The sequence below is a fragment of the Bacillus proteolyticus genome (assembly GCF_001884065.1).
GTDB classification, from domain to species: Bacteria; Bacillota; Bacilli; order Bacillales; family Bacillaceae_G; genus Bacillus_A; species Bacillus_A proteolyticus.
In genome coordinates this window covers 225,338-237,187 of the sequence record NZ_MACH01000116.1, presented here as the reverse complement: position 1 = coordinate 237,187, position 11,850 = coordinate 225,338, and the positions used below count along the sequence as shown (strand labels likewise).

General features: G+C 35.7%; 16 protein-coding genes. 12 read left to right on the top strand and 4 right to left on the bottom strand.

The features are described from left to right. The first annotated feature begins 2 nt into the window (after positions 1 to 2). Positions 3 to 335, top strand: a complete 333-nt coding sequence (ctaF, locus tag BAQ49_RS20695; RefSeq protein WP_071746860.1) for a cytochrome c oxidase subunit IVB — start codon at positions 3 to 5, stop codon at positions 333 to 335. A gap of 85 nt (positions 336 to 420) precedes the next feature. After that, complete coding sequence (gene ctaG, locus BAQ49_RS20690) at positions 421 to 1,326, top strand: cytochrome c oxidase assembly factor CtaG (RefSeq protein WP_071746859.1); 906 nt, start codon at positions 421 to 423, stop codon at positions 1,324 to 1,326. A 35-nt stretch (positions 1,327 to 1,361) separates the two neighbouring features. Here ctaG and BAQ49_RS20685 read toward each other — a convergent pair whose 3' ends face one another. After that, positions 1,362 to 1,727: a YugN family protein gene (locus BAQ49_RS20685; RefSeq protein WP_071746858.1), complete on the bottom strand. Its 366-nt coding sequence runs from the start codon at positions 1,725 to 1,727 to the stop codon at positions 1,362 to 1,364. 205 nt (positions 1,728 to 1,932) lie between these two features. Here BAQ49_RS20685 and BAQ49_RS20680 point away from each other — a divergent pair, with 205 nt between their 5' ends. From BAQ49_RS20680 to BAQ49_RS20655, 6 genes are all read left to right on the top strand, one after another. Further along, positions 1,933 to 2,967 (top strand): CAP domain-containing protein, encoded by a 1,035-nt coding sequence (locus tag BAQ49_RS20680; protein ID WP_071746857.1) that lies wholly within the window; start codon positions 1,933 to 1,935, stop codon positions 2,965 to 2,967. 87 nt (positions 2,968 to 3,054) lie between these two features. Further along, positions 3,055 to 3,498 carry a YlbD family protein gene (locus BAQ49_RS20675; protein WP_071746856.1) on the top strand — a complete coding sequence of 148 codons (444 nt, stop codon included), beginning with the start codon at positions 3,055 to 3,057 and terminating at the stop codon, positions 3,496 to 3,498. An 11-nt stretch (positions 3,499 to 3,509) separates the two neighbouring features. Beyond that, a complete protein-coding gene (locus BAQ49_RS20670; protein ID WP_001200991.1) occupies positions 3,510 to 3,755 on the top strand; it encodes a YlbE-like family protein in 246 nt (81 codons plus the stop codon). Positions 3,756 to 3,831: 76 nt separating this feature from the next. Beyond that, on the top strand, positions 3,832 to 4,404 hold the full coding sequence (locus BAQ49_RS20665) for a histidine phosphatase family protein (RefSeq protein ID WP_071746855.1): 573 nt from the start codon (positions 3,832 to 3,834) through the stop codon (positions 4,402 to 4,404). Positions 4,405 to 4,520: 116 nt separating this feature from the next. After that, positions 4,521 to 4,973 carry a YlbF/YmcA family competence regulator gene (locus tag BAQ49_RS20660; RefSeq protein ID WP_000634367.1) on the top strand — a complete coding sequence of 151 codons (453 nt, stop codon included), beginning with the start codon at positions 4,521 to 4,523 and terminating at the stop codon, positions 4,971 to 4,973. A gap of 127 nt (positions 4,974 to 5,100) precedes the next feature. Beyond that, complete coding sequence (locus BAQ49_RS20655; RefSeq protein ID WP_002088292.1) at positions 5,101 to 5,367, top strand: YlbG family protein; 267 nt, start codon at positions 5,101 to 5,103, stop codon at positions 5,365 to 5,367. Between the two features lie 55 nt (positions 5,368 to 5,422). Here BAQ49_RS20655 and BAQ49_RS20650 read toward each other — a convergent pair whose 3' ends face one another. After that, positions 5,423 to 5,812 (bottom strand): DUF7147 family protein, encoded by a 390-nt coding sequence (locus tag BAQ49_RS20650; RefSeq protein WP_000616004.1) that lies wholly within the window; start codon positions 5,810 to 5,812, stop codon positions 5,423 to 5,425. Positions 5,813 to 6,338: 526 nt separating this feature from the next. On the opposite strand from BAQ49_RS20650, the gene rsmD reads away from it, so the two are divergent. After that, a complete protein-coding gene (gene rsmD, locus BAQ49_RS20645; RefSeq protein WP_001266992.1) occupies positions 6,339 to 6,905 on the top strand; it encodes a 16S rRNA (guanine(966)-N(2))-methyltransferase RsmD in 567 nt (188 codons plus the stop codon). After that, a complete protein-coding gene (coaD, locus tag BAQ49_RS20640; protein WP_070144650.1) occupies positions 6,902 to 7,393 on the top strand; it encodes a pantetheine-phosphate adenylyltransferase in 492 nt (163 codons plus the stop codon). Before rsmD ends, coaD begins: the two co-directional genes overlap by 4 nt. Here coaD and ylbJ read toward each other — a convergent pair. Further along, positions 7,385 to 8,614 carry a dipicolinic acid transporter SpoVV gene (gene ylbJ, locus BAQ49_RS20635; protein ID WP_071746854.1) on the bottom strand — a complete coding sequence of 410 codons (1,230 nt, stop codon included), beginning with the start codon at positions 8,612 to 8,614 and terminating at the stop codon, positions 7,385 to 7,387. The genes coaD and ylbJ overlap by 9 nt on opposite strands. 112 nt (positions 8,615 to 8,726) lie before the next feature. Here ylbJ and BAQ49_RS20630 point away from each other — a divergent pair, with 112 nt between their 5' ends. After that, positions 8,727 to 9,518 (top strand): patatin-like phospholipase family protein, encoded by a 792-nt coding sequence (locus BAQ49_RS20630; protein ID WP_071746853.1) that lies wholly within the window; start codon positions 8,727 to 8,729, stop codon positions 9,516 to 9,518. Continuing rightward, positions 9,511 to 10,536, top strand: coding sequence for a SepM family pheromone-processing serine protease (locus BAQ49_RS20625; RefSeq protein WP_071746852.1), 1,026 nt, complete (start codon positions 9,511 to 9,513; stop codon positions 10,534 to 10,536). Before BAQ49_RS20630 ends, BAQ49_RS20625 begins: the two co-directional genes overlap by 8 nt. A gap of 26 nt (positions 10,537 to 10,562) precedes the next feature. On the opposite strand, the gene BAQ49_RS20620 is transcribed toward BAQ49_RS20625, so the two are convergent. Beyond that, complete coding sequence (locus BAQ49_RS20620) at positions 10,563 to 11,804, bottom strand: nucleotidyltransferase (RefSeq protein ID WP_165616069.1); 1,242 nt, start codon at positions 11,802 to 11,804, stop codon at positions 10,563 to 10,565. Between the last annotated feature and the right edge of the window lie 46 nt (positions 11,805 to 11,850).

Genomic DNA, 11,850 nt, shown 5'->3' with positions numbered 1-11,850 from the left:
CAATGGCCGTAAAGCAAACGAATAACCCTAAAGTTGATCTTGTTTATCGGAAGAGAAAAAGTGCGGAGGAGATGAGGCATCAAGTTATTACGTTTGCATTAATGATTTTTTTAACATTAGTTGCATTTGTAGCAGTTGCATATCCGAAAACTTTTAGTCCGACTTTCTCTGTACCGTTTATTTTACTATTAGCAGTGGTACAAGTAATTTTTCAATTGTATTATTTTATGCATATGAGTCATAAAGGACATGAAGCGGCAAGTTTCTTTCTTTATTCTGGTCTGTTAATAGGGTTAATTACAATTTTAGCTTTTATGACGATCGTGTGGATTTGAAAAGTGAAAAATAAGGGGGCTTGTGTTGTCACAGCTCCCTCTTCACATTATGTGAAAGGATAACCTTAAGAAGGTGGGTGTGACAATGAGTAACTTGTGGATATTTGGTTTTCAAGCTCTATGGAGTCCGATCTTTTTATTATTTATGCTTTCGATTCTTATTGGGTACTTTTTAATTATTGGACCATATAGAACGCGATTTGAAAATGCGACGAAGGTAAGTAAGAAGCAAATTTTTTATTTTACGACTGGGATTGTCCTCTTGTATTTTGTAAAGGGAGGACCTATTGATTTAATTGGTCATATTATATTTAGCGCGCATATGTTCGAAATGGCGATAATGTATATTGCAGTTCCCCCGTTATTACTGCTTGGTATACCTGTATGGTTATATCAATATATTACTTCTTTTAAGTTCGTTCAAATTGTGCTAAAGGTTTTTGCAAAGCCGCTTATTGCGTTGTTCGTATTTAACGGTCTGTTTTCCTTTTATCATTTGCCAGTTGTTTTTGATACAGTAAAACAAAGTCAAATAGCGCATCCTATTTGCCTTGCTATATTGTTTTTTGCAGCAATAATGATGTGGTGGCCTATGCTGAATCCGTTGCCGGAATATCAAACGTTAAGTGATATAAAGAAGCTTGGTTACATGTTTGCTAATGGTATATTATTAACACCAGCTTGTGCATTAATAATTTTTGCGACTGCACCATTATTTGCAACATATACGGATCCAGCCGCTTGGATGAAGGCGATGGAACTTTGTGTACCAGCGGGTACTTTATCAGATTTAAATATAACCGGACCAGAATTTTTACATTGGATGCCGGTAGTACAAGACCAGCAAACAGGCGGTATCATTATGAAAATTGTCCAGGAAATAGTGTACGGTACGATTATCGGCTATGTGTTCTTTAAATGGGCACGTAGAGAGCGTGAAAAGGATAAAGAGCAGTTGCAAGAATTACCCCCTTATTTGCAGACAAAATAAAAACGAGAGCATCTTATTGATGCCCTCGTTTTTTGTTATTCAATAATCTGAAGTTCTTTCAATTCTTTTTCAATATTTTGTAGGAGTTGTTCGCTTTTTTGAAGTACATTCGTTGGGAAAATCTCATCATCACCATATTCAACGCCATGAGGATAATAATGTTTTCCTAATAAGGGGGGTAATAGTTTTACTTGAGCGTGTCTACCGCCGATGTCACCGTCAACAGCAAAACCTTGTACACGTAAATAATAAATATCCTTTAATATTTCAAATTTATAATCATATGTAATGCGTTCATAATCCCATTGTCCAGCGAGTACAAAATGGTTGTTTTCCATGATTTCAGTTAAAAGAGTTAAATCTACGACTGCATCATTAAACTTCGCATTTGTAAATTGCATAAAATACCTCCTTCTTATTATTCATACTATTATTTTTATAATAGTATGAATAATAAGAAAGTGCAATTCATATTGAGAGAAAAGGGATAATCCAGACTTTTTTCGTGAAAATATGATATAGTGAAAAGAGTACGGTACACACAAAAAGGAAAGAAAAGGATTTGTGTATATCTCAATTTTATGTTTTGTTCAGGAGGTATATCGTTTGAAAAAAGTATTACGTATCGTAATCATTACATTTTTAATTTTAGCTGTGGATTTATACGGGAAATTACTCGTTTCGCAATATATATTAACCCCATCTCACTCTAAGCAAGAAAATAAAATTGTGAAAAAGAAAAAGCAAATAAATGAAGAAACCTCAGACACTGTTTTAAATATGATTGGTGGGGACTCTGAAAATTTATTAGCAAAGTGGGGCGAACCGTCTCGAATAGAGCCGTCTGCTTATGGATATGAATGGTGGGTGTATAATCAAGATTTAAATCAGTATGTTCAATTTGGAGTTGCTGAACGTAAAGTTGTAACGGCGTATGTTGCTGGTGAACAAGTTAAGGTGACACCTTATTATATAAATGAAAAGTATGAAGAAGTATATAAAAAGAATCCGATTTCACATGAGATTTCATTAAAAAGAGGAAAAAATAGTTATCAATTTGAGCTATCTGATACAGAAGTAATGGAACAACCACTAATACCTGTAGAAGATGGATGGGCACAATTATACTTTGATCATTTTACACATGAGCTTGTTGGTGTTCGTTATATGGATGATGAAACGTTATTACGCCAAAGACCGTATCAGCTTGTTTATTCAGGAGAATTAATAGCGGAACAACCATTGACTCCAGAAAAAATGAAGCAAGTAGAAAATGGAAATATGCAGCAAATCCTAGATTTAACAAATATTATTCGAAGTCGTCATGAATTAACGTTGTTAACGTGGGATCAACAAACGGCAGACGTTGCATTTGGCCATAGTAAAGATATGAAGGATAATAATTATTTTTCCCATGACTCGCCTACTTTTGGTACGTTAGGAGATCGCCTGCAACGTGGTCAAGTAGCTTTTCAACTTGCTGGTGAGAATATAGCGGCGAAACATAGTGATGGAATTGCAGCGGTACAAGGCTGGTTAAATAGTGAAGGTCATAGAAAAAATTTATTAAATGAGCAATTTACTGGATTAGGTGTTGGGGTGTACGATAAGTTTTATACTCAAAACTTTATTCGAAAATAAAAAGGTGCATGAATCGTCTAAAAATAGGCGAACCATGTGCCTTTTTTTTCTTACTATATAGTAGATATACATGAAGAGGTGAGGATTATGCCAACAACAAAAGGACCGTTACATCCATCGGTTCAACAGTTTAAAGAGTTTGTAAACCATCACCCTAAAATGGTTCATGAGGTTAGAAGTGGTCACAAAACTTGGCAACAGTTTTATGAAGAATGGTACTTACTTGGTGAAGAAGATCCGATATGGGCAACTTTTAGACCTGATGGAGCGCCTGCTTTTTCTTCGGTAAAAGAAAATAAACAAGAAAAAGAAAAAGATAATCGAACTGAAGAGGAAAAAACTGCTGATGTGATGGGACAAATGCTTTCTTTCTTTAAAAAGCTAGATGTGGAACAAATGCAACACCATTTAGCTAATGTGACGAGTGCCATTGGTAGTGTGCAACAAGTTATTCAACAATTTCAAGGGAACCGCACACAGCAAGCAGAAAGTACTTCCGAAAATAATCCATTTTTCTTTCAGAAGGATTAGGGGGAAAGAGGATGAGAGCAGAAATTATGGAGTTTATAAAGGCTGATGAGGATTTATCTCGCTATATAAGGGAGCAACCGTACTGGTATAGAAAACTAACGCGAAACCCTGAAGAAAAAGAAGCCTTTGAGTTAGCTGCTATGCAACATTTCAAAAAAACGATACCAGATAAAGTTGAAAAATTCCAAAATCAATTAGCAGTTGCTTCCATTATGATCGATATGTTTCAGTATATGAAGCAGCAAAATACAACATAATTGGAAGGGAAAACTATGTCCGTCATGCAGAACTTTTGATACAATAGAAGCGGATTATTTAAAAAGGAGTTGCAGCATGACAGAAATTTGTTTAGTACGACATGGACAAACTGATTGGAATTTTCAAGAGATTATTCAAGGGCGCGAAGATATTCCGCTTAACGAAGTTGGGAAAAAGCAAGCGAGTCAAAGTGCAGCTGCCTTGCAAGCGGAATCGTGGGATATTATTATCAGTAGCCCTTTAATTAGAGCTCAAGAAACAGCTAGGGAAATTGCTGAGGCTATTGGATTGCAATCTATTTTATTAGATGAGCGATTTATGGAACGTAATTTTGGAGAAGCTTCTGGGAAACCAGTTGCGACAGTTAGAGAGTTAATTGCAGAAGGTAATGTAAAAGGTATGGAGCGGGACGAAGAGATTGTAGAACGCTGTTTTACCGCTTTACAAGAGGTTGCAGCAACCCATGGAGATAAGCGTATTATCATTGTTGCGCATTCACATGCAATAAAAGCGATTTTACATGCGATTACACCAGAGGAAATTACATTTAAAACGCCGTTAAAAAACGCATGTATTAGCTATGTGAAAGAAAATAGTGGGAAATGGGATGTTCTTAAATACAATATTGCGGAGCATATTAGCGTATAGGAGTATAAGAGGATTATATGAAAAGAAGTTAGAAGCATATCTTTCTTTTAGGTGAGAGACTTCAATTAGTAGTTCTGTCCCAAATGTGTTATGATGAATACTCGGAGGTGTCTCTCATGATTGTAGCGACGCTGGAAAGCGTACTGATTTTAGATAAGGCAGAGCAGCTTGCAAAATCAATCATTTGTTCAGATATAGCAGAAGATTATCGTAAGTGTTATAAGGATATACAAGAAGATATAGATGTCCAGACGCTAATTCAACAGTTTACAGCGATGAAAGAGCGATATGAAGAAGTGCAACGCTTTGGTAAATATCATCCTGACTACACTTTCGTTTCAACGAAAATGAGGGAATTAAAGCGTTCTGTAGATTTGCATGATAAAATTGCAGCCTTTAAAAAAGCAGAAACTGCTTTACAAAAGTTATTAGATGAAGTTAGTGTAGCAATCGGTTCGGAGGTATCCTCTTCCATTAAAGTTCCAACAGGAAATCCGTTTTTTGATGCGGGTGGCTGTGGCGGTGGTTGTGGTACCGGAGGCGGTTGTGGTTGTAAAAAAACGGGGTAATTTACCCCGTTTTTTAGAATATGGAAGAAAACGTATACAGAGTTTGTCCTTTAATGTCATAAATTTCTGATTGGTTTTCATAAAAGATAAGAATATAAGTTTTTAAAAGGAGAAGATGGAGAAGATTATGTTCGGGCAACGACAAAGTATGATTGTTTATTTACATTCATTGAAACATGCCAAGATTTTAAGGAAATATGGTAACATTCATTACATATCAAAACGATTGAAATATGCGGTTGTATATTGTGATATGGAACAAATTGAGCATATGATGCAAAAATTGAATAAACTTCCTTTTGTAAAAAAAGTAGAACAGTCGTATCGCCCATTTTTAAAAACGGAATTCGAAAATTCACGTCCTGATCGGGCGAAGGAATACGATTATAGCTAATAAAAAAAATCCCCTGCTAAATTTAGCAGGGGATTTTTTTACTTGAAATAACGTGTTACTTCATTGGAGGAATGAAATTGTTCATTCGTAAAATACCAATTAGATGATTAAAAAAGAGTTCTTTTTCAGGGAAGGTTGTCGACGGTTTTACAGTAAAGGTAGTAACTTTTTTCCCTATTTGTTCTGCCGTTTCTTCAAATAAAATAACACGTTTGCTTTTTTTATTTTCAAGTACAGGAATGCCTTCACGACATATGTATAATGGCTGGAAATCACCAGTAGTTGTAGGTTTTAGTATTACAACAAGTGAACACACTTTTTTTTCGTTTTTTACAGTTTCAAATTGTAACATATGTGTTATACGCTCTTTGTTTGCTTTGGCAATTTCGAGTAATTCATATAAATCAGAGTAGCCTTCTCCGAGTTCTATAAAGCGTTGAATCATATTTTTTCCTCCTCTTTCTTTTACTGTACCATCTCACTTTTTAAATGAAAAGTAGACAAAGAAAAAAAACCCTGCAATGCAGGGCCCTTCTTATACTAGTATGAACTAGTAAGAAGGCAAAGGGAGAGGAGAAACCGGAGGAAGAACTTATGGGGAAACGTAAGTCTTCTCCGCGGTTGGCAACAACATCGAAGGTGATGTTGTTATATTTATTTATGTCCAATCTAAATGAAGATATACATAATGAAATTAAAATTTATGTTAGGCTTTTTATTTTTCTTTTTTTTATTTTATGATAGGATAAAAAAGGTAAAGTGGAACTGATGTACATAGAGGGTTGTTGCTTGCAAATAGTGAAATGGATATGAAAGAAATAGCGAGCGGTTATTTTAACTGAGGTTTTCAATTAGTTAAATAATAGATTAATGAAAAAATGTATGAAATAGTATGAATTGGTGGCGGTTACCTAATTGGAATGAATTTGCTGTAATCGCTCTATAGATTGAAATAAAGGTAGTGACAACAGATGAGAGTAGTTTCAGGAAAATGTAAAGGGCACCCACTTAAAGCGGTACCTGGTAATACAACGCGTCCAACGACAGATAAAGTGAAAGAATCTATTTTTAATATGATAGGTCCTTATTATGATGGTGGTATCGCTCTTGATTTATTTGGTGGTAGCGGTGGTCTTGGAATTGAGGCCATAAGTAGAGGGATTGATAAAGCGATTTTTGTTGACCGAGATAGTAAAGCGATAAAAGTCATTCATCAAAATTTAGAAAGCTGTAGACTACAAGAACAAGCTGAAGTGTACCGAAATGATGCAGAGCGTGCGGTAAAGGCGCTTATAAAGCGTGAAATATCATTCGATCTTATACTAATAGACCCTCCATATAAAGCTCAAAAAATTGTGTCTTTAGTTAGTGTGATGGATCAACATGGATTGTTAAATAAAGATGGAATCATTATGGCAGAGCACGGGGATGACGTGGTTTTACCTGACTCTATAGGAGAACTTGTAAAAGTACGAGCGGAAAACTATGGGATTACAGCAATTTCGATTTATAAGTATGAAGGTGAGGGGACGGAATGACAAGTATAGCTATTTCTTCAGGGAGTTTTGATCCAATTACCCTTGGACATTTGGATATTATTAAAAGGGGAGCAAAAGTATTTGATGAAGTATATGTAGTTGTTTTAAATAATTCATCAAAAAAACCATTCTTTTCGGTAGAAGAACGCTTAGAGTTAATTCGAGAGGCGACAAAGGATATTCCGAATGTAAAGATTGATTCACATAGTGGATTATTGGTGGAATATGCAAAAATGCGTAATGCAAATGCAATATTGCGTGGTTTGCGAGCGGTTTCTGATTTTGAATATGAGATGCAAATTACTTCAATGAATCGAAAATTAGACGAAAATATAGAGACCTTTTTTATTATGACAAACAATCAATATTCATTTTTAAGTTCAAGTATTGTGAAAGAAGTTGCGAGATATGGAGGAAGTGTAGTAGACCTTGTTCCTCCGATTGTAGAGCGAGCTTTAAAAGAAAAGTTTCAAACCCCGTTAAAGTGAACGGGGTTTTTCTTTATAAATACGTAAAAACAATAAGATAACATATAAATATAAACAAAATAAGGTGAAGATTGGTCCGTAGTGTATAAATGCTGTCCAAATATCATTTAGTGTAAAAGAATGATTCAATAAAAATACGGGAATATCTTCTTGTGTAGGCGAGACAGAATGAACTTTTTCATAAAATGGTTCCCAAAATATAAAAGTGAAAATAGGAGCGATAATGCTTTGGATAATTCGAGCTAAAAAATATGGTTTAAAACGGATATCTGTCTCCGCTAATATGCTTGCTACTTGTGCCTGAATAGAAAGACCACTAAATGCTAAAATGAAGCTTGTTACCATTGCTTGTTGAAGAAGTGTTGTTTCATTTATTTGGCTGATCATTTGGCTTCCAAGCGTCATTTCAAAAATACCGGATAATATCGGAATATTAAATTGGGAGGTAAGTTGGAAGAATGATAAAATATGTTGCATAATAAAAGAAAGCGCTTCTGTAATTTCGAAAACAGTAATCATTTTATTTAAAACAGAGAATAAAATAATAAACCCACCAATCATGAGCAGTGTTTGAATAGAAGAAACGATAGCGTCACCAAGTAGTTTTCCGATTGGCCTTTTTTCTTGCATACGTGTTTGGTGGAGAATGGAAAAAGGATTTTGAAAGGCACGTTTTTGATTCGTATGTTTTTCTTTTATGTAAGTATCGTTGCTACCATAAAAGCGCATCAGTAATCCGACGGTAAAGTTACTTATATAATGTGCTGCTGCTAATACGAGCCCTAATTTTGGATTATTGAAAAAACCAATAGAAACCGCTCCAAAAATAAAAAGCGGATTAGAAGAATTTGTGAAAGATACGAGTCGTTCCGCTTCAATTTGTGTTAGTTGATTGCTCTTGCGTAGTCTAGCGCTTAATTTGGCGCCAGCGGGGAATCCTGAAGCCATTCCCATTGCCCAAACAAACCCGCCTACCCCTGGAACACGAAACAATGGACGCATTAGTGGTTCTAATATAACGCCGATAAATTTTACAATACCAATACTGATTAGAAGTTCCGCAATGATGAAAAACGGTAGTAATGAAGGGAATACAACTTCCCACCATATATTTAACCCTCGAATTGAAGCTTGCAAAGCAGCTTGGGGGTGGAGTACAAGAGAAAAGGTTAAAAATAACATTGATATGGTAAGAAAAGCAGTTTTCCATTTTTCGTACATGTAAGAAAATCCCCCTTTGTCCCAAAAACGTTCATTTCAGTATACGTGGATATGTGGTGAATTTAGACCATAAGTATGAAAAAGGAATGAAAAAAATTAAAGGGTGAGAAAAATGAAGGAACCAAAAATCGGTTTAGCACTTGGATCCGGAGGTGCAAAAGGTTTTGCTCATATAGGGGTAATAAAAGTGTTAAGGGAAGCTGGCATCCCTATTCATATGGTAGCAGGTAGTAGTATAGGAGCATTAATTGGTACATTTTATGCAGCGAGTTGTGACGTTGAAAGACTGTATAGATTGGCCGCTGTTTTTAAAAGGAAATATTATTTGGATTTTACAGTTCCTAAAATGGGATTTATTGCTGGAAAACGTATTAAAGATATGATTAAAATGTTTACATATAATAAAAATTTAGAGCAGTTAGATATCCCGACGGCTGTTGTGGCTACTGACATTTTGAAGGGGGAAAAAGTTGTTTTTACAAGCGGTCCGATTGCGGAGGCGGTTCGAGCTAGTATATCTGTGCCGGGGGTGTTTGTTCCAGAGAAAATAGATGGCCGCTTATTAGTGGATGGAGGGGTAATTGACCGTATTCCCGTATCGGTTGTAAAAGATTTAGGGGCTGATATTGTTATTGCTGTTGATGTATCTCCAATTAAGGTGAATGGAGAGGTTACATCGATTTATGATGTGATTATGCAGAGTATTGAAATCATGCAGCATGAACTTGTGATGAATCGGCAAATAGCATCAGATTTAATGATGCGGCCAGCAGTAGAACAATTTAGTTCGCGTGCTTTTACACATATTGAAGACATTATTCGGGTCGGAGAAGTGGAAGCAGAAAAACACATTTCAAACATTTATTTACTAATTGAGCAGTGGAAGGAGCAACATAATGTTTAAGCGTTTTCGGTTTATATATGCAATTTTAATAGGGGTTATATTGGCGATGCTACTTGTTTATGTGCGTTTGCCATACTATGTGACAAAACCGGGTATGGCCGCGAAATTAGCGCCGTACGTGCAAGTTGACGGTGGAACTAAAGAGTCTGGTGATTTTATGCTTGTCACAGTCTCAATGGGACCTGCAAATGTTGTGAACTTAATAGCCGCGCAATTTAATAAATATACACACGTTTCGAAGGCGGAAGAAATATTGCAAAAAGGTGAGAGTGATGAAGAATATCAATTTCGCCAAAATTATGCAATGAAAGATTCACAAAACGCCGCAATTTATAATGCATATAAACGTGCAAATCGTTCCGTATCTTTTGAAAATAAAGGGGTACTAGTTGCTGGTGTGACAAAGGGTATGCCGTCAGAAGGGAAGCTTAAGCTTGGAGATGTCATCATAGCTGTCGACGGAAAAACATTCGAAAAGACGGAACAATTTATTGAGTATATGACAGGGAAAAAAGAGGGAGATACAGTAAATATTGAATACAAGCGAGGTGGAAAACAGTTTAAAGAAAATTTAAATGTAAAGACAATTCCTAATGGAAATGGCCGCGTTGGAATAGGTGTATCTATCGTTACAGAAAGAGAGTTAGTGGTAGATCCGAAAGTGAAAATTGATTCCCATGAAATAGGGGGGCCATCAGCGGGTTTAATGTTTACCTTAGAAATTTATAATCAACTCGTTGAAGAAGATTTAACAAACGGACATGAAATAGCTGGAACAGGTACAATCAATGATAAAGGAGAAATTGGTCCCATTGGTGGTATTCAGCAAAAAGTAGTAGCTGCTAGTGATGCGGGAGCTGAAGTGTTCTTTGCGCCAAATGAAAAGGGTGTAGAGAAATCGAATTATAAAGATGCTCTTGAAGCTGCGAAAGATATTAAAACAAAGATGAAAATTGTACCGGTGGACACACTGGATGATGCATTAACATATTTGGAAAAAATGGGTAAAACAAAGTAAACCTCTCTGAAGAAGAGAGGTTTTTCTTATAGGAATTTTTTCGTTGTTTCATCATAACGAATTGGATGATGTGTTGCTTCTTGTTTTAGCATTTGTGTCCGCAAAGGTTCTTGCGTTATGGAGAAATATACAGCATTTGATTTTCGCTCTATGTCTAAAGTAGGGTGTTCGAATGATTTTGTATGAGTAAGGATTGGCAGTTCTATTCTTTTCTTATTTTTAGAAAGATAAGTTTGTCCTTTTTGTGACATTCCGAGTAGACGAATATACGGCGCGTGCTGTTCTATATTAGCTTTATACATTTCTTCCTTCGTTGTATTTGTTAAAATGTGTGTACAAGCTCTTTGTAATCTAGTCCATGTATAACGTTTTGTTTTTAATGCTTCCATGAATGAATAGAAAGATGAACTGTCTTGTATTTTTGATAAAATACGATGCTCTAAACCCTCTTCAATTTCATATATATGTTGTAAGTCCCCCGGAGACATCGTCATAAGTTTGTATTTGAAAAATGAAAAGTATTTTTCCCAGTTATGTAACGTCCCATAGTTTTGCTTGTAGTTTTCTAAAAGAGAAGCAGTTGTTTTCGGAATAAAAGGCTCAATAGTTATAGATGAACCGTGTTCATTAAATAGCTGTTTGCGGATACTTGTTGCACTTGCAATATGTTGATCGTGAAATGTTTCATCATGATAATGAGAGGCGAATCTTTTTATAGTTTGTGCTTGCATGGAGCTATTTTGTAAAAGGATAGCTTTAATGTACTGTAAACCTAAAATGTTATTTGGTTGTGACATATCTACAGTTTTTTCAGGTGGTAAGATGTGTTGAAAGGCTTCAGATGTAGCTTTTGCATAACTATTACCCGCATTCATAAATTGCTTCACAAGACGATTGAAAGTCTCTTCTTCATTTTTTTGTACAGAGATGGTATTGTAGAAATTTTCAGTTTTTCCATCTTCACTACCGAAACAAATCTCAGAAACATGAAGGGCGTTTAAAATCGAAATTGCACCATTTGCAAAAGTTTCGGCCTTTTGTGTTGCAAATGCATAAGGAAGCTCTACAACGAGGTCTACGCCGTTTGTTAAGGCCATTTTAGTACGATACCATTTGGAGATGAGTGCTGGCTCACCACGCTGCAAAAAAGGACCACTCATAACGGCGATAATAATATCAGACTGTGTTAACTTTTTTGTTTGTTGCACATGATAAGCATGACCGTTATGAAAAGGGTTATATTCAACAACAATACCACTGGCTTTTATGGTAATCTCTCCTTTCGATGTAGCATCTTTTTGGAAAACGTGATAA